This window comes from Streptomyces zaomyceticus (genome assembly GCF_014656215.1).
GTDB classification, from domain to species: domain Bacteria; phylum Actinomycetota; class Actinomycetes; order Streptomycetales; family Streptomycetaceae; genus Streptomyces; species Streptomyces zaomyceticus.
In genome coordinates, this window is the sequence record NZ_BNBZ01000005.1 from 38,891 (window position 1) to 55,847 (window position 16,957).

Genomic DNA, 16,957 nt, shown 5'->3' on the forward strand with positions numbered 1-16,957 from the left:
GCAGGAGAACCCCCTATGGATCTGGGCCTCGCCGACCGCACCATCGTGGTCACCGGCGGAAGCTCGGGCGTCGGCCTGGCCACGGTCCGCGCCCTGCTCGACGAGGGCGCCCGCGTCGCCACCTGCGGCCGTGACGCCGACCGGCTCGCCACGGCGGCCGCCCGGCTCGGCGCCGGACCCGACCGCCTGCTCACCGGCGTCTGCGACGTCCGGGACGCCGAAGCCGTGGACCGCTTCGTACGGAGCGCCGCCGACACCTTCGGCGGCGTCGACGGACTCGTCAACAACGCCGGACAGTCCCGTATGAAGGGCCTCGACGACTCGACGGCCGAGGACTGGCGCGACGAACTGGAGCTCAAGTTCGCCGGGGTGCTGAACCCCCTGCGCGCCGCACGCCCGTTCCTCGCCCGTTCCGAGGCCGCGAGCATCGTCAACATCAACGCGGTCCTCGCCAAGCAGCCCGAACCCCGGCTGATCACCACCAGCGCCGCCCGCGCCGGCATCCTCAACCTCTCCAAGTCCCTGTCGGCCGAACTCGCCGCCGATGCCATCCGGGTCAACTCCGTGTGCCTGGGCCTCATCGACACCGGCCAATGGACCCGCCGCCACGCCGCGGCAGCCACCGGCACGAGCTACGAGGACTGGCAGGCGGAACTGGCCGCCGACCGGGGCGTCGCCCTCGGCCGGCTCGGCCGCGCCGAGGAGGTCGCCTACGCGGTCGTCACCCTGCTCTCACCCCGAGCCTCGTACATCACCGGTACCGCCATCGACGTGTGCGGCGGCGTCGGCCGCTCCATCCTCTGAGGAGACACCATGCGTTACGACAACGGAGGCGATCTCCTCGTCGCCGTCCTGCGCGAACTGGGCATCGACACCGTCTTCGGCATCGTCAGCGTGCACAATCTGCCGCTCGTCGAGGCCGTCGACCGCGAGCTCCGCTTCGTCCCCGTACGGCACGAGGCATCGGCCGTGAACGCCGCCGACGCCTACGGACGGGCCCGCGGCTCCCTCGGCTGCGCCCTGACCTCCACCGGAACCGGCGCCGGAAACGCCGCCGGATCGCTGATCGAGTCGCTGAGCGCCGGCAGCTCCGTCCTGCACGTCACCGGCCAGGTGGAGAGCGAATTCCTCGGCAGCGGCCGGGGGTTCATCCACGAGACCAAGGACCAGCTCGGCATGCTCACCGCCGTGTCGGCCCACGCGGCGACCGTGCCCGACACCGAACGGGCGGGCCGCGTCCTGCGCGAGGCGGCGCGCGCCGCGCTCGGCGGACCGGGCGGAACCGGCGGACCGGCGAGCGTGGAGTGGCCCATCGACCTCCAGTACGCCCCACAGACCGACGGCCTCGCCGTCCCCGAGTACCCCGCGGTACCCGCCCCCACCGACGGCGAACTGGCCGCCGCCGGTGCCCTCCTGGCCACCGCCCGCCGCCCGCTCGTCTGGGCCGGCGGCGGCGCCACCGGAGCCCGCGCCGAACTCGCCCGGCTCCTGGAGACGACCGGAGCGGGACTGCTCACCTCCAACTCCGGGCGCGGCAGCGTGCCCGAGGACCACGACCAGGTCATCGGCAACTTCGCCACCACCCCCGCCGCCCGGGCCCTCCTCGCCGACGCGGACGTGCTGCTCACCATCGGCACCCACTTCCGCTCCAACGAGACCGCCGACTACACCCTGGACCTGCCCGCGGCCCACATACAGATCGACCTCGACGCGGCGGCCCTCGGCCGGGTCCACCCCGCCACGCACCCCCTGCACGGCGATGCCGCACCCACTCTCACGGCCCTGACCCGGTACGCCGCGCCCGCCGAGGACGGCTGGCGCGAACGTGTCCGAGCCGTCAGGACCGACGTACGGGAGGCCCTGCACGACAGCATCGGCCCGCAGGCGGCGATCTGCGACGCCATCCGCGCCGCGCTGCCGCGCGAGGCCGTCGTCGCCCGGGACGTGACCATCCCCTCCAGCAGCTGGGGCAACCGCCTCCTCGAGATGTACGACCCCCGGGACAACGTCTTCCCGCGGGGCGGAGGCATCGGCCAGGGCCTCGGCATGGGGATCGGAGCGGCGCTCGCGCGGCCCGGCGCCCCCACCGTCGTCCTCGCCGGAGACGGCGGGCTCGCCGTCCACCTGGGCGAACTGCTCACCCTCGCCCAGGAGCGGCCCCGCCTCACCCTGATCGTCTTCAACGACGGCGGATACGGCGTGCTGCGCAACATGCAGGACCGCCACAGCGAGCGTCGCTCCGGTGTCGACCTCGTCACCCCGGACTTCGAACTGCTCGCCCGCGCCTGCGGCCTGCCGTACCTGCGGATCGCCGCCGAGGAACACGCGGCACCGGTCGTCACCGAGGCCGTCGCCTCGGACGGGCCGACGCTCGTCGAGGTGGACCTCACCGCCCTCGGCCCGATGAAGACCCCCTTCACACCACCCGTACGGATCCCGGGCCGCTAGGCCGTCTCTTCGGACAGGCCGTCCCTTCGGATACTGCCCGACCCGAGAGAGACGGCCCAGTCCGGTCCCGTCCCGCACCCGCACTGCCCGATCGCCGGTAAGGAGGCACCAGGCCATGAGCGAGAACCCGCTGCAGCTGATCGTCCACCGCATGACATGGGAGGCCGAGGGCGTACTGTCCGCCGAGCTGACCCACCCCGAGGGCAAACCCCTGCCCGCCTGGACACCCGGCGCCCACATCGATGTGCACACCGGGGGGCACATCCGCCAGTACAGCCTGTGCGGCGACCCGCACGACCAGGGCACGTACCGGATCGGCGTCCTCAACGAGCCCTCCTCGCGCGGTGGTTCGCGCTTCGTCCACACCCAGCTACGCCCCGGCCAGTCCGTGACGGTCTCCGCACCGCGCAACCACTTCGCGCTGGAGGACGCCGCCTCGTACGTCTTCGTCGCCGGCGGCATCGGCATCACCCCCCTCCTCGCGATGGCCCGCGAGGCCACCCGCCGGGGCACCGAGTGGCGCATGGTCTACGGCGGGCGCAGCCGCGCCTCGATGGCCTTCACCGCCGAACTCTCCCTCCTCGGCGACGACGTGACACTCGTCCCGCAGGACGAGCTGGGACACATCGACCTGGACACGGCACTGACCCGGCTGCCCGACGACGCGCTCGTCTACTCCTGCGGCCCGGAACCCCTCCTCGCGGCCGTGGAGGAACACTGCCCGGCGGACCGCCTCCGACTGGAGCGCTTCACCGCGCCCACCGTGGAACGCACGGGGGAGGACGCCGAGTTCGAGGTCGAGTGCCGCACCTCCGGCCTCACCCTCCGGGTCGACGCCCGCACCTCCATCCTCGACGCCGCCGAGAGCGCCGGTATCGCGGTCAACAGCTCCTGCCGCGACGGCATCTGCGGATCCTGCGAGACCCGGGTGCTCGACGGCACGCCCGACCACCGCGACTTCCTGCTCAGCGACGCGGAACAGTCCGCCGGCGCCACCATGATGATCTGTGTCTCGCGGTGCGCCTCCGGCCGGCTCGTCCTCGATCTGTGACCCCTTCCCCCGCCTCCTCAGGAGAGAACGTGACCGATACCTGGCCGTACCTGGACGTCCACCAGTCCCGTACGCACGAGCCGACCCCGTACGAGTACAAGCTCGCCGCCACCCTCGAAGAGGTCTTCACCCACGAGGGACACGAACTGACCGACGTGGTACGCGGGCTCAACGCCCGCAAGGTGCACACCGCCGACGGCGCGCCGTGGACCGAGGAGTCCTTCCGTGCCGAGATGAACCGCCTGGGAGCCTGACATGACGCTGTCGTCCACCGCCACCGCCGGCCGTATCTACGCCACCGGCCTCCGCAACCAGTGGCACCCCGTCGTCCCCTCCCGCTTCGTCGCCCCCGGCGCCATGCGGAAGGTGACCGCGCTCGGCGAGCAGTGGCTGCTCTTCCGGCGCTCCGACGGAACGCTCGCCATGCTCGCCGACCGCTGCCCGCACCGGGGAGCACCCCTGTCGCTGGGCAAGCACCTCGGCGACCGGGTGGCCTGCTGGTACCACGGTGTCGAGGTCGGCACCGACGGCACCGTCACCTCGGTGCCCGGTCTGCCCGGCTGCAACCTGGAGGGGAAGAAGCTGGTCACCTCGCTGCCCGTGCGCGAGGCCGGCGGCGCGATCCTCGCCTGGTTCGGTGACGAGGAGCACCCCGAGCCCGCCGGACTGACCCTGCCCGAACCCCTGACGGACCCCGCCGTCGACGCGTTCCTCTGCTACGCCGAGTGGGACGTGCCCTGGCGGTACGCCGTGGAGAACCTGCTCGACCCCATGCACGGCGCCTTCCTCCACCACGAGTCGCACACCATGTTCGCCGGCGACACGACCGCCAAGTTCCGCATCCGGGAGACCGATCGCGGCTACTTCTTCGAGAAGACCGACCAGCGGGGCGTCAACTTCGACTGGGTCGAACTGTGTCGTACCGGCGTCGACTGGGTCGACCTGTCCATCCCGTATCCGCCGTCCGCCGGCCCGGGCGGGCCGTTCGGCATCGTGGGCATGGTCTGCCCCGTCGACGAGCAGCGGTCCGGTGTCTTCTTCTGGCGCTACCGCCGAGTCGAGGACTGGCAGCGCGCGTCCTGGCGATTCCTGTACAAGACGCTGATCGAGAAGCGCCATTGGGAGGTGCTGGAGCAGGACCGGGTGATGCTGGAGGCCATGCCCGCCGACGCCGACCAGCGGGAGAACCTGTACCAGCACGACCTGGGAGTGGTACGGCTCCGCCGGCTGTACCGTGCGGAGGCCGAGGCGCAGTCGTCGGCGGGTGCGGCCGGAGGATGAGCGTCCGGCGGGGTGCCGGACAGGCCGGACGGGAAAACGGCGGGTCGCGTTCTCCGCCTCGGGAACCATTCGCCGGGGCGAGCTCCTCCTGGGGAAGGACGCGAAGGCGACCGCCGGGGGGATTCGCACAACTGCTGGCTGAGCAAGGGTGCATGAGACAGATCATCCACCTCCCGCAAGGATCTGACTCTCTGTGCGAAACAGACGAATAGCACCGCTCGTGGCCATCAGCGCGGTCGCGACGCTCGTGCCCGCGCTCACGCCGGCCGTCGCGTCGGCCGCCCCGGCCCCCCGTCCGACGGCCTCCGCCTATTCCCTGAAGCCGTACATGCAGCAGAAGCCGCACTGGAAGCGCTGCGACGCGCAGGCGCCGGCGAACTACCAGTGCGCGACGCTCAAGGTGCCGCTGGACTACACCCGTCCGGGCCGCAGGACGCTCGAGGTCGCCGTGTCCCGGATCAAGGCGACCAGCCCCCAGAAGCGGCGCGGTGTCCTGCTCCTGAATCCCGGCGGCCCCGGCGGTCCGGGCCTGGACATGCCCCTGTGGATGAGCCCTGAGCTTCCGACCGCGGTGAAGGAGCAGTACGACCTCATCGGCTTCGACCCCCGGGGCGTCGGCCAGAGCTCGCCCGTGAGCTGCGGTCTGAACGAGGACGAGCTGAACTGGCAGCGTCCGTACAAGGCCTCGACGTTCGACAAGGACGTCCGCTGGGCCCGGACCGTGGCCGACAAGTGCCGGGCGAAGAGCGGCGCCGTCCTGCCCCACCTCACCACCCGCAACACCGCACGGGACATGGACGTCATCCGCGCCGTGCTCGGCGAGAAGAAGCTCTCGTACCTCGGCTACTCCTACGGCACGTACCTGGGCGCCGTCTACACGCAGATGTTCCCGAAGCGCACCGACCGCTTCGTGCTGGACAGCGCGGTCGACCCGGAGCGCATCTGGCGCGGCATGATCCAGGTGTGGGCGGAGGGCGCGGAGCCGGCGTTCACGCGCTGGAGCCAGTGGACCGCCGATCGGCACACGACGTACGGGCTCGGCGACACCGCGGCCGAGGTCGGCAAGACCTTCTGGGATCTGGTCGCCCAGGCGGAGCGCAAGCCGATCGAGTTCCAGGGCATGCTCCTGACCGGCGACGACATCCGCGCCGGCCGGGCCATGTTCTTCGACGTGAAGGGCGCCGCCGAGGCGATCGCCGAGCTCAAGAAGGCCGCCGAGGGGACGCCGTCCGCGGCTCCCTCGCGACAGAGCACGTCGCCCCGTCCCGTACCGCCGTCGTTCGCCCGCGATGTCCCCTCGGACAACTCGGACGCGGCCTTCTGGGCCGTGGCGTGCGCCGACACCCGCTCGTGGCCGCGCGACCCGGAGCAGTACCGTCGCGACGCGATCCGCGACAAGGTCACCTACCCGCTGTACGGAGACTTCGCGTCGAACATCAAGCCGTGCGCGTTCTGGAAGGACGGCTCCGAGCCCGCCACCAAGGTGGACAACTCCGTCGGAGCGCTCATCCTGCAGAACGAATGGGACTCCCAGACTCCGCTGGTCAGCGGACAGGGGCTGCGCCGGTCGATGAAGGGCTCCCGGATGGTCACCGTCCTCGGCGGCCAGGGCCACGGCATCTACGGCTCCAAGTCCTGCGCCGACAAGACCGCCACCGCCTATCTGACGACCGGCACCCTGCCAGCCGCGGACCTGACCTGCCGGGCCACGGCGGCCCAGGCGCAGAACCGCCTGCAGCTGCCGCTGCCGACGCCCCAGGGCCTCCCGGGCAGCCAGAACCGATTCTGACCGCCACGGCGGACCACGGGTGACCGACAGGGCGATCCGCCTCCGACCGTCTCGGTGAACCGCCCGTGAAGTGGGGCCCTCGTGACACGAGGGCCCCACTGCCGTACCACCGTCGTGGCGCGGGCACGGACACCGCTACCTCACATGGGCTCGGGGCCGGGATTCGTCCAGGTAGGCGGCGAGGACGCCGCGACGGCGGCTGAGTTCGTCGATACGGGCATCGGTGGCCGCCAGTTCACGGTGCATCAGCTCCCGGATGTCGGAGCACCAGTCGAACGCCGACCCGTCCTCACCGGTGCAGGGCAGCACGATCCGGATCACCTCCGTCGACAGTCCGCCGGCCAGCAGGGCACGGATCTTTCGGACGGTGGCCACCGCCTCCTCGTCGTACGAGCGATAGCCGTTGGGGCCGCGCCGGGCCTCCAGCAGCCCCTGCCCCTCGTAGTAGCGCAGCAGCCGGGTGCTCACCCCGGTGCGTCGGGACAACTCCCCGATCAGCATGCGTGCCCTGCCTTCCGCCCGTCCCGGATTGACCTTCACACCAGTGTCAACCGTTAGCGTCCAGCCATGACCAATCATTCCCCGCTCACCGCGGACCGCTCGTTCCTGTTCGTGCTGGGCAGCTCTCGCGCCGACGGCAACACGGAGATTCTCGCCAGGGCCGCCGCCGAGGCGCTGCCCGCCGACGTACCGCGGCGATGGATCGACCTGAACGGACTGCCCCTGCCGGACTTCCAGGACGGACGTCACGAGGACGGCGACTGGCCGGTCCCGGAGAGCGAACGGACGCTGCGGGAGGCCACGCTCGAGGCCACCGACATCGTGATCGCCTCGCCGCTGTACTGGTACACCCTCTCCGCCCACACCAAGCGCTACCTCGACTACTGGTCGGGCTGGCTCGGAGTACCCGGCCTGGACTTCAAGAAGCGGATGGCCGGACGGACGCTCTGGGCGGTGACGGCCATGGCGGAGGAGGACGAGGCGGTCGCCGACGGATTGGTCACCACCCTCAACAACACGGCGGCGTATCTGCGGATGCGCTTCGGCGGGGTCCTGCTCGGAAACGGCTCGCGGCCGGGCCAGGTCCGCGACGACGCGCGGGCGATGGCCCGGGCGGAGACCTATTTCGCGGGGGAGACTCGGCCGGCGCTGTTCCCGGCCGAGGCGCACGCCGAGCGGGCCGTCGGTTCCCTGGTCTGATCCGGCGGCCCCGCCGCGATGGCCGCGTCACCACATGGCGCGGACGCGGACGCGGTTGAGCGGTGCCGGGGAGATCGTCCCGCGGCTCTTGAGGTAGGCCACGAAGCTCTCGTGGTCGGGTCCGTTGCGGACGGGTGCGGTGTAGCCCGCGAAGGCACCGTATCCGTCGGCTCCGATGACGGTGTAGGCGAGGGCGGCCACCCGGTAGGTACGCGCCGGGTCGAGCGGCCGGCCGTTGATCACCACGTCCCGGGGGGAGACCCGGTCGCCGACGGGCCGCGCCGGGTTGTAGCTGTACGAGACGTTGCGGGAGACGGCGAGGGGCGCGGACTTCACCGTCCCGTCGGTCTGCGTCTGCCACTGCTGTTCGAGGATCGCGTCGAGCTGCCGCCCCTTCACACCGACGGTCAGGACCGGATTGCCGTAGCCGTAGGCGTTCCAGGCCTCGCCGAACAGAATGCGCCCGTTCGCGTCGGCGGGGTGGCTGCCCCTGTCGAACGGCAGATCACCCCTCACGGCGTTGCTGCCCTTGGCGGGCCGCGCGGAGATCAGCGCCAGATCGGCCCGCCCCTCGCGGGTGCGGTTGGCGTTCCAGTACTGGGCGTCGGCGTACAGGTCGGCCGCCGTGCTTTCCCCCGCGGGGTTGGGCGTACGGGTGAAGGAGCCGGTCTGCTCGGCGAGCGGCTCGGCGAACCGCTCGGCTCCGCGCCGGGCCCAGTGGTCGACGATCCTCTGGACCTCGGGGTCCGGCGCCACGTCACGCGTCACCGCGTGGTTGACGGACCGGGTGCGGTCCCGGAGGACCTCACCGGTCGCCGTGTCCAGAGACAGGTTGATCTCGCTGATCACGGCGCCGTGGTTGCCCGCCTCCACGATCGGGCGGGGTACGCCTTCCGGGTCGGGCACCATGCAGTTGAAGCGCCAGTGCCAGTCGCCGGTGACGATCGCGTCGATCTCGGCCGGAACCCTCTTCGCCAGTTCGAAGACCGGCCCGAAGACGGAGTCGCACGCGTTCGGGCCCGCGGTCGTGGGGTCCTTCGGCGAGCCGCCCTCGTGCACATTGAGCACGATCGCCTCGACCCCGCGGCGCTTGAGCTCCCTGGTGTAGCGCTCGATGGTCCGCGCCTGGTCGAGGGCGCGCAGACGCGGCTGGAAGGACGTCGAGTTGGTGACGGAACCCTCCACCGTGGTGGTGATGAAGCCGACCGGTACGCGCTTGCCGCCGGGGGAGCGGAACCACTCGACGCGGTACGGGTCCACGACGGTGCGACCGGACTCCGCGTGGACGATGTTCGCCGACTGGAAGTCGAAGTCCGCGCCGTGGAACCGCCGGCCGGTGGAGTCCGTGAAGCAGCTGTCCACGTCGACCGTGCCGAAGCACCGGCCGTCCTCCATGTGCTCGACCAGGAACTCCGGGGACACGTCCAGTTCGTGGTTGCCCATGGCCGAGAAGCGCACGCCGAGCTTGTTGAGGACCTCGATCGTCGGCTCGTCCTGGAAGGCGTCCACTTCGAAGGGCCAGCCGGCGAAACTGTCGCCGGTGGCGAAGGTGACGGAGCGGGGACGGTCGGCCCGCAACTGCATGAGGTGAGTGGCGAGATAGGCGGCGCCGCCGACGGTGACCGAGGTCCCGCGCCCGGTGGGGATGGATCCGCCCTGCCCGGCGGTGGGCGGCTGCAGATAGCCGTGGAAGTCGGTGATGCTGAGGAGTTGGACGTCGACGGTGTCGTCTGCGGCTGCCGGTGAGACGGACAGTGCGCCACCGAGGAGGGCGGTGCCCGCGGCGACGACGCCGATCCGGCGAAGGAAGTTTCTCAAGGCGATGACTCCTTCGGAGTGGGACGAGCACACTCATCCCAGCCCTTGTCGGTGTCATGGCCATGAACGTCGTACTGCGCTCCAAGGCATGGGGAATGACCGCTTCAGCGAAGCGGGACCCGGCGGAAACGCGGGTTGGCCGACGCCCCAACTGCCGTGATCCCACAGCCGAAAACGGCGCCCGGCGGCGGTCGGGCGGTGGCCTGTGTGCACCCGGTCCTGCTGATCCTGCCGCGCCACCTGTTCGCCCACGGCCCGGTCGAGCTCCGCGCCTCCGCGCCTCCGCCTCTTCGCCCGACCCCGGCCGCAGCCCATCGCGCGGGTCGGGGGACCGGCCCACGGGTCCGGATACCGGTGCGGGGGCCGACGCCGCCGGAGGGAACGGACCCGGTCGCCGACCGTCCCGGTCATCGACCGTTTTCCGAAGGTGTCCGGTCCGGCCGCCCACCCTCGTGACCTGCGGCGGAACGCATCCCCCGGGGGTGACTCGTCGCCCCTGCTCCATCTGGCAGGTGCCTTTCATGCCAAATGGTGAGCGGCGTCCCCGAGCGGATCAACGCCGGGGCACCGCGCGTGGTGAGCCGATCGCCGGGAACCGAGACTCGCGCCATGAGACCACTCAGTCACCGACGACCCCCGCGCCCCTGGGGACGCGCCGGGTCCGCCGGACTCGCGTGCGCCGTGTCCCTCGTCGCGGTCCCCGCGCTCATGCTCGGCCCGACGGCGTCCGTCGCGCTCGCGGCCCCGCTTCCCGGGGGCCTCGGCCCCTGTGTCCCCGGGGACTGCCCCGACGAGTTCCCCGAGATCGACAACGGTGACATCGCCGGACGCGACGACGCGATCAACATCTTCGTGGGGAACGACTTCCTCGTCCGTGGCCGGGCCGCGGAGGCCGAAGGGCGGGTCGTCGTCCTCGACGACTTCGACCAGAACAAGGACGCCGCCGCCGGCGGCACGTACAACCTCGGCATCGTCGGTGTGGGATCCAGGGTCCCCCCGCCCGACGGATCGGACTTCCTCACCACCGGCGGTGGCGTCACCGTGGCCGCGGGCCAGACCCTCGACACCACCGGCGGCCTCCTGGGCGAACAGGGAATCGTCCGCCACGCCGGGGCCGTCTCGGGAACGGTGACCGGCACCCTGATCGAGGACGAGAACGCCGTCGCACCCTACGCCGGACTGCGCGACCAGCTCACCGACGCGAGCCAGTGCTACGCCCGTGTCGACGGCGCACCGCGGACGCCCACCGGCACGGCGGTGAACCAAGGCGGTCAGACGCTCTTCACCGGCGACGGAACCTCGCAACTCCAGGTGTTCAACGTCAACTTCGACCTGCAGACGGCGGGCGAGGGCCAGCAGGGGGTCGTCTTCGCGAACATCCCCGACACCGCGACGGTCCTCGTCAACGTCCTCGGGCCCACCCGGACGATCAACACCTACAGCGGTGGTATCGACGACGACACCGACCCGCTGAACTCGTACCGCGAGCGACTGCTGTGGAACTTTCCCGACGCCACCGCGGTGAACCTCGTCGGCACGGGCCAGTTCCAGGGCAGCTTCCTCATCGGCAACCAGTCGTCGAGCACGACGGTGACCCTGCCCGGCATCAACGGCCGCTTCTTCACGACGGGTTCCCTCACCCACACCAGCGCCGCGTCGGGCGGCGGCGGCCAGGAGTTCCACGCGTACCCGTTCAACGGCGACCTTCCGGACTGCGACGGGACCAACACGGTCACCGGTGAGGTGCGGGTGCTGAAGACGGACGCGGCGTCGGGTGCGGTGCTCCCGGGTGCGACGTTCCGTCTGTGGGAGGAGACGAACGGGGTGCCGGGTCTGCAGACGGGCGGGGCGGACCCCGACACGCAGGTGGGGGCCGCGTGCACGACGGGTGCGGACGGTGTGTGCGAGCGGACGGTGGAGACGGGGACGTACTACTGGCAGGAGACGGATGCTCCTGACGGGTACGACCTTCCGTCGCAGGCCGTCTTCGGTCCGCTGGTGCTGACGGAGGCGAACGCGGCAGCCGGGGTGCAGGTCACCGCGACCAACAGCCGCACACCGGTCCCGCCCGGCACCGGATCGGTCAAGCTCCTCAAGACCGACGCGGACAGCGGCCTGCCGCTGCGGGGCGCGAGCTTCGAGCTGTGGGAGGAGACCAACGGACGCACCGGCCTGCAGACGGACGGCACCGACCCCGACACCCGCGTCGGGACACCGTGCACCACGAACGTGGCGGGTCTCTGCTCCTTCGGTGAGCTGGACAACGGCTCCTACTACCTGAGGGAGACCGCCGTCCCGGAGGGCTACGTCCTGCCCGCCGATCCGGTCACGGGCCCCTATGTCGTCGACGGCGACCAGAAGGTCGTCGTGGCCCGGCTGGACAACAGCCGCGCCGATGAGCCCTGCGAGGACGGGGGCTACGGCGACGAATCGGGCTACGGCGACGAATCCGGCTACGGCGACGGTTACGGAGACGGCTACGGCGAGGACCAGGGGTACGGCTCGTGCCCCGGCGACCGGAGCACCAAGAGCGGCAAGGCCGGCAAGAGCACCAAGAGCGGCAAGGCTGACAAGGTCACCAAGAGCGGCAAGAGCGGTGTGAACCGCATCGGCGCCGTCTGAGCGACAACGAGCCGCGCCCACCGTCCGACGTGACCGTGGGCGCGGCTCCGTGCGTCGCTTCGGCAGAGGTGTTCGTCCTGGGGCGAGCGGCCCTCGACTTGATAGGCAAGTGAAAACTTGCCTATCCTGGAGGCGTGGCCGACGACCTCTTCAAAGCCCTGGCCGACCCGACTCGCCGGACCATCCTCGACGAGCTCACGCTGAAGTCCGGACAGACTCTGTTCGAGATCTGCTCGCGACTGAGCATGAAGCACCAGCTCGGCATCTCGCGTCAGGGCGTCTCCCAGCACCTCGCCGTGCTGGAGGCCGCCGGGCTCGTCGAGACCAGGCGGGAGGGCCGCTACAAGTTCCACGACCTGAACACGGCTCCGCTGCGGCGGATAGCCGATCGCTGGCTCGCGCCCGACGCATCCCGACCGGAGGAGAACACCCCATGAAGATCCATCTGACCAGTGTCTTCGTCGACGACCAGGCGAAGGCCCTGCACTTCTACACCGAGATCCTGGGCTTCGTGAAGAAGCACGACGTCCCGGTGGGGGAGCAGGACCGATGGCTGACCGTCGTGTCGCCCGACGAGCCCGGCGGCACCGAGCTCCTCCTGGAGCCCACGGGCCACCCGGCCGCCAAGGCCTACCGCGACGCGCTCGTCCAGGACGGAATCCCGCTCGCCCAGTTCGCCGTCGACGACGTGCACGCGGAGTACGCGCGTCTGCACGGCCTGGGTGTCCACTTCATCCAGGAGCCCCTGGACATGGGGCCCGTCACCACCGCCGTATTCGACGACACCTGCGGCAACCTGATCCAGATCGCGACCGAGCCGGCGTAGCGGGCAGAGGTCACCACAGTCCGGCGGCGGCGACGGCGGACGTCCGGTCCGGGGCCCGTGAAACATAGGGTGCCCGCCGGACGGCCGCGCGTCATCGTCGGCGGTATGAACGTCACCGGCCGAAGCCTCACCGCGACCGCGCGAGCGACCAGCTCGCCGGTTGCCGCCGTCTGACCTTCCTCTTCCCACCGGCGACCGGAAACGGTCCGCCGGTGGTTCTGGGTTCCCGTGGCTTCTCCGCCCGGTCGACGAACGCTCCTGCCGCCGCCCGGCGATCCGGTGCTGTTCACGACCTCCGGCATGCACCCGCTCACCCCGTACCTGGAGGGGCGGCCCCACCCCTTGGGCCGGCGCCTCGTCAACGTACAGCGCTGTCTGCGCACGACGGACCTGGACGAGGGTCCCGAGAGCCTCGACCGGGGGTACGGGCTGCTCACCGAGGGGCTGGGTGTCGATCCGGGCCTCCTCCACGCCACGGTGTACGGGGGAGACGAACGATCGGGCCGGGGCAGCGCCTCCCTGGAGTTCTGGCAGAACCGCCGAGTGCCAGTGGAGCCGACGGTCGAGGACAACTGGTGGTCCAGCGGGCCGACCGGCCCGTGCGGCCCCGACTCCGAGATCTTCTTCTGGAGCGGGGACACCCCGCCCCGTTCGACACCCACCCGGGACGACCGCTGGGTGGAGGTGTGGAACCACGTGATGATGCGCCACCGTCGGCTCGACGACGGTTCCCTCGTGCCGCTTCCCCAGCGCAACATCGGCACCGGGCTCGGTCTGGAGCGGCCGGCCGCCCTGCGCCAGGGGCGGCCGTCGGTGTTCGAGTGCGACGTCTTCGATCCCTGGCGCCGGCTCGTCCCCACGATGTGGCCGGTGGAGGAGCAGTCGCTGAGGCGGGTCTCCGACCATCTGCGCTCGTCCGTCGTCGTGATCGGCGACGGGGTGCGCCCCGGCAGCACCGGACGGGGTTACGTGCTGCGCCGTCTGGTCCGCAGGGTGCTCACCGTGCTGTGGCGCGACGATCCGACGCGGGGTCTCGGCGACCTGCCGTCCGAGCTGACCGAGCACACCCTGGACCACTTCCGGCAGGACATGGACCCTGCCGACGTACGGCGACTGCTGCTCGACGAGGAACTCCACTACCTCCATGACACCCACGGTCTGCCGCGCGACCTGATCATGGCCCTGCGGCAGGAGTGAGGACCGGCGCGTGGTCCGTCGCAATCGCGTCACCCCGCACGTCAATCGGTCAATTCACCGGTGAGTTGTGGACGGGTGCGGCGCCGCCCTGTTCTCTCGGGTCCGACCAGACGGAGGCACACGGACGACAGGGAGTTCAGCGATGGCACGGACAGGACGTCGACAGGGCCCCGTGAAGGGGGCCACCCCGGCGGCCGACGAACTGGCGGGCTTCTTGCGGGAGATCACCGCACAGCTCACCGTACGCGAGCTGGCGGACCGTTTCGGCGGCGGGCGGACCCTGTGGAGCGAGTACCGGTCGGGCGCGAGCACCGTCCCCCTGGGGAGGCTCAACGCGGTGGTCCGGGACCGGTTCCGTGACGCGCGCGGGCGGGAGGCCATGCTGGAGCGCGCGCGCCTGCTGCACGCCGCGGCGCTCATGGCGCGGGCCGTGGCGGAGCCGGAGGTCTCCGTACGCGAGGCGCTGGTCCGGGCCGAGGCGGCCGCCGCGGACGCCGTGCTGCTGGTCCGGGTGCTGCTCTCCATCGTCCAGCTGCTCCAGGGCCCGTTCCTGGCCGCCCGGACCGGGGCGGATGCGGGGCCGGCCGCCGAAGGTCCGGGCGCCCCGACGGCCGAACTGCCCCCTATGGTCATGGAGTTACCGGGAGCGGTGATCCGGACGGACGACGCGCTCGCCCGGCTCGCCGGCGTACGGGAGGCGCACGCCGTGGCCCGCCGGCTCGCCACCGAGATCGAGGTGTGGTCGGTGAACGGGGACACGATCGCCGACGTCCGGCACCTCCGGGCCCTGGCGCGGCTTTCGTGCCTGCTCCAGCAGCACGGAGACGAGGTCGCGGTGCTGCAGTGGCGGGTCAGCGGGCAGGTGCTCGGCCCGTACGCCGACGAGCTGGTCCCCCGGGCCGCACCGCTCCTCCCGGCCACGGACCGCTTCGCGATCTCGCACCGTCTCGCGATCACGGATCACCTCGCCCCCGCGAGCACGGCACGGGGCGGGGACCGTGCCGTGCGGGCGTCCGGCGGGCGTTCGACGGAGGGGCGGCTCGGTCGGCACGCGGTCGTGGTCGCCGCGGCGGCGCTCGTGTCCCTGACCCTCGTCGCCGGTGCCGCGGGCCTCGTCATCGGCCGCGGCTTCGCCCCCGTGACCGGCGCCGCCGCCGCGCCGCCCGTCGTGAACGCCACGATCCTGCTGCCCCCGGGGGCCACGTCCACCCCCGGCGTTCCGACCGCCGGCCCGAAGCCCACCACGGCGACATCCGCCCCACCTCCGACGACCTCGGTGTCCTCCGGCGCCTCCGGACAGCCGGTAGGGGGCACGAGAACCTCACCGCCCTCCTCCGCCCCCGCCTCCGGGCGCCCCGCCGCCACGCCCTCCGCGTCCCCGGGCGCGGGCCCGGCCGACCCGGTCGGCGCCGGCGATCCGGCCGGGCATCCCGCACCCCCGCTGCCCGACGGCCTGTTCCGCCTCACGGATGTGGGCAGCCGGATGTGTCTGTCCGCGCCGCGCGGCAACGACATCCCGGCGGCGGGCATGGTGCAGACGACCTGCGCCGCCGACACGGAGCAGTTCTGGCGGCTGACACCGGAGCACAGCGACCGCGCGGGAACGGCGTACGCCTTGCGCAACCGTTTCAGCGGTCTGTGCCTCTCGGTCGACGCGGCACGCACGACCGACGACGCCATCGTCACCCAGTACGTGTGCGGCGACGACGAGGGGCTGTTTCCCGATCAGCTGTGGACCCTCCGCTACCGTGCGGCCCACCGCGCCTGGCAGCTGATCAACCGGAACAGCGGCAAGTGCGTCGCGATCCGCCCCGGAGGCACGGACCTGGAGCAGGTGCTCCAGACGTCCTGCGCGGACGACCCCTGGATGCTCTGGCGCCCCTGACCCGGCGCCGGAGGACCTCCGTTGTCCGCGGACAAGGACCGTCGCTCGTGGACGAGGCCCGTTGTCCACCCGCCGCACCCGCCCGACCTGTGCCGACGGCGGTTCCCCGGCCAGGACAAGCACGCTCGCTCCCACGCTCGTGCCGTCAGGAAGGAGCCGGTCCGCGCCCGGCACCCACGCGTGCCGGCACGGCCGCGGCCCGGACGAGTCACGACAGGGAGATCCGACATGAACAGGAACACGACCCACCCGGTCACGCAGGACGAGAGGCGTGGGCGGCGTATCCGCGCCCGGCGTCTCGGCTCGACGACGGCAGCCCTTCTGCTGGCCCTGGGCAGCACGGCGGCCCTCACCGGCGAGGCGTCCGCCAGGGCCACCGCGTGCGCCACCTTCGGCTGCGACGGGCACAACCCGAACATCCAGACCTGGCAGCGGGGCCCGAGCGACGCCCTCGGCGAGCCGCACCCCTTCGGAGGCATCGACCTGCGGGCGGGAACGACGGACGGCGATCAGTACGCCTGGGCGCGCGCGACCTATATGACGGGCAGCGGCGGCGGCCACGTCTACGTCAATCGCAGAAACCGCGGTGGCGGCGGCGAAGAGTTCGGACGCGGACCGCGCGCACTGGGACAGGAGGGCTGGACCACGTCCGTGGGCACCAACACGATCGCCACCTGGTCGGGGATGTACTACAACCCGACGTACAAGCAGGTGCAGGCCTGCGTCTACCTGGACGCCCAGGGCCGCTCGTACTGCACCGGCTGGTACTAGCCGATGGACGTGACAAGGGGAGCGACAGGAAGAGCAAGAGGAAGAGCAAGAGCAACGGGGAGGACGGCG

At 71.5% G+C, this 16,957-nt stretch carries 15 protein-coding genes; 13 read left to right on the forward strand and 2 right to left on the reverse strand.

Annotated features, from left to right (window positions below; genetic code table 11):
* The first annotated feature begins 15 nt into the window (after positions 1 to 15).
* From IE311_RS09075 to IE311_RS09100, 6 genes are all read left to right on the forward strand, one after another.
* A complete protein-coding gene (locus tag IE311_RS09075) occupies positions 16 to 804 on the forward strand; it encodes an SDR family oxidoreductase (RefSeq protein WP_189831077.1) in 789 nt (262 codons plus the stop codon).
* 9 nt (positions 805 to 813) lie between these two features.
* Positions 814 to 2,448 (forward strand): thiamine pyrophosphate-binding protein, encoded by a 1,635-nt coding sequence (locus tag IE311_RS09080; protein ID WP_189831078.1) that lies wholly within the window; start codon positions 814 to 816, stop codon positions 2,446 to 2,448.
* Between the two features lie 115 nt (positions 2,449 to 2,563).
* Positions 2,564 to 3,499 carry a PDR/VanB family oxidoreductase gene (locus IE311_RS09085; protein ID WP_189831079.1) on the forward strand — a complete coding sequence of 312 codons (936 nt, stop codon included), beginning with the start codon at positions 2,564 to 2,566 and terminating at the stop codon, positions 3,497 to 3,499.
* A 29-nt stretch (positions 3,500 to 3,528) separates the two neighbouring features.
* Positions 3,529 to 3,753 (forward strand): recombinase-like helix-turn-helix domain-containing protein, encoded by a 225-nt coding sequence (locus IE311_RS09090; RefSeq protein WP_189831080.1) that lies wholly within the window; start codon positions 3,529 to 3,531, stop codon positions 3,751 to 3,753.
* 1 nt (position 3,754) lies between these two features.
* Positions 3,755 to 4,780 (forward strand): aromatic ring-hydroxylating oxygenase subunit alpha, encoded by a 1,026-nt coding sequence (locus tag IE311_RS09095; RefSeq protein WP_189831081.1) that lies wholly within the window; start codon positions 3,755 to 3,757, stop codon positions 4,778 to 4,780.
* A gap of 193 nt (positions 4,781 to 4,973) precedes the next feature.
* Entirely contained in the window at positions 4,974 to 6,569 is a 1,596-nt protein-coding gene (locus tag IE311_RS09100; protein ID WP_189831082.1) for an alpha/beta hydrolase, read from the forward strand.
* Positions 6,570 to 6,704: 135 nt separating this feature from the next.
* Here the strand turns inward: IE311_RS09100 and IE311_RS09105 are convergent, their stop codons facing one another.
* A complete protein-coding gene (locus tag IE311_RS09105; RefSeq protein ID WP_189831083.1) occupies positions 6,705 to 7,070 on the reverse strand; it encodes a MerR family transcriptional regulator in 366 nt (121 codons plus the stop codon).
* 66 nt (positions 7,071 to 7,136) lie between these two features.
* Between IE311_RS09105 and IE311_RS09110 the strand changes: the two genes are divergently transcribed.
* The gene (locus IE311_RS09110; protein WP_189831084.1) at positions 7,137 to 7,769 is read left to right on the forward strand and encodes a flavodoxin family protein; all 633 of its coding nucleotides are present in this window, start codon (positions 7,137 to 7,139) and stop codon (positions 7,767 to 7,769) included.
* 27 nt (positions 7,770 to 7,796) lie between these two features.
* On the opposite strand, the gene IE311_RS09115 is transcribed toward IE311_RS09110, so the two are convergent.
* Positions 7,797 to 9,587 carry a bifunctional metallophosphatase/5'-nucleotidase gene (locus IE311_RS09115; protein ID WP_189831085.1) on the reverse strand — a complete coding sequence of 597 codons (1,791 nt, stop codon included), beginning with the start codon at positions 9,585 to 9,587 and terminating at the stop codon, positions 7,797 to 7,799.
* 609 nt (positions 9,588 to 10,196) lie between these two features.
* On the opposite strand from IE311_RS09115, the gene IE311_RS37065 reads away from it, so the two are divergent.
* The 6 genes from IE311_RS37065 (at position 10,197) to IE311_RS09145 (ending at position 16,888) form a co-directional block, all read left to right on the forward strand.
* Positions 10,197 to 12,209: a choice-of-anchor A family protein gene (locus IE311_RS37065; protein WP_189831086.1), complete on the forward strand. Its 2,013-nt coding sequence runs from the start codon at positions 10,197 to 10,199 to the stop codon at positions 12,207 to 12,209.
* 134 nt (positions 12,210 to 12,343) lie between these two features.
* On the forward strand, positions 12,344 to 12,646 hold the full coding sequence (locus tag IE311_RS09125; RefSeq protein ID WP_189831087.1) for an ArsR/SmtB family transcription factor: 303 nt from the start codon (positions 12,344 to 12,346) through the stop codon (positions 12,644 to 12,646).
* Positions 12,643 to 13,035: a VOC family protein gene (locus tag IE311_RS09130; RefSeq protein ID WP_189831088.1), complete on the forward strand. Its 393-nt coding sequence runs from the start codon at positions 12,643 to 12,645 to the stop codon at positions 13,033 to 13,035. Before IE311_RS09125 ends, IE311_RS09130 begins: the two co-directional genes overlap by 4 nt.
* Before the next feature lie 228 nt (positions 13,036 to 13,263).
* On the forward strand, positions 13,264 to 14,232 hold the full coding sequence (locus tag IE311_RS09135) for an alanine--tRNA ligase-related protein (protein WP_229901804.1): 969 nt from the start codon (positions 13,264 to 13,266) through the stop codon (positions 14,230 to 14,232).
* A gap of 142 nt (positions 14,233 to 14,374) precedes the next feature.
* Entirely contained in the window at positions 14,375 to 16,117 is a 1,743-nt protein-coding gene (locus tag IE311_RS09140; protein ID WP_189831089.1) for an RICIN domain-containing protein, read from the forward strand.
* Positions 16,118 to 16,345: 228 nt separating this feature from the next.
* Positions 16,346 to 16,888 carry a hypothetical protein gene (locus IE311_RS09145; RefSeq protein WP_189831090.1) on the forward strand — a complete coding sequence of 181 codons (543 nt, stop codon included), beginning with the start codon at positions 16,346 to 16,348 and terminating at the stop codon, positions 16,886 to 16,888.
* Positions 16,889 to 16,957: the final 69 nt, after the last annotated feature.

Coding starts and splice junctions, on each gene's coding strand:
- IE311_RS09095 (WP_189831081.1), top strand. CDS start 3,755: ATGACGCTGTCGTCCACCGCCACCGCCGGCCGTATCTACGCCACCGGC.
- IE311_RS09075 (WP_189831077.1), top strand. CDS start 16: ATGGATCTGGGCCTCGCCGACCGCACCATCGTGGTCACCGGCGGAAGC.
- IE311_RS09080 (WP_189831078.1), top strand. CDS start 814: ATGCGTTACGACAACGGAGGCGATCTCCTCGTCGCCGTCCTGCGCGAA.
- IE311_RS09085 (WP_189831079.1), top strand. CDS start 2,564: ATGAGCGAGAACCCGCTGCAGCTGATCGTCCACCGCATGACATGGGAG.
- IE311_RS09145 (WP_189831090.1), top strand. CDS start 16,346: ATGAACAGGAACACGACCCACCCGGTCACGCAGGACGAGAGGCGTGGG.
- IE311_RS09110 (WP_189831084.1), top strand. CDS start 7,137: ATGACCAATCATTCCCCGCTCACCGCGGACCGCTCGTTCCTGTTCGTG.
- IE311_RS09140 (WP_189831089.1), top strand. CDS start 14,375: ATGGCACGGACAGGACGTCGACAGGGCCCCGTGAAGGGGGCCACCCCG.
- IE311_RS37065 (WP_189831086.1), top strand. CDS start 10,197: ATGAGACCACTCAGTCACCGACGACCCCCGCGCCCCTGGGGACGCGCC.
- IE311_RS09130 (WP_189831088.1), top strand. CDS start 12,643: ATGAAGATCCATCTGACCAGTGTCTTCGTCGACGACCAGGCGAAGGCC.
- IE311_RS09105 (WP_189831083.1), bottom strand. CDS start 7,070: ATGCTGATCGGGGAGTTGTCCCGACGCACCGGGGTGAGCACCCGGCTG.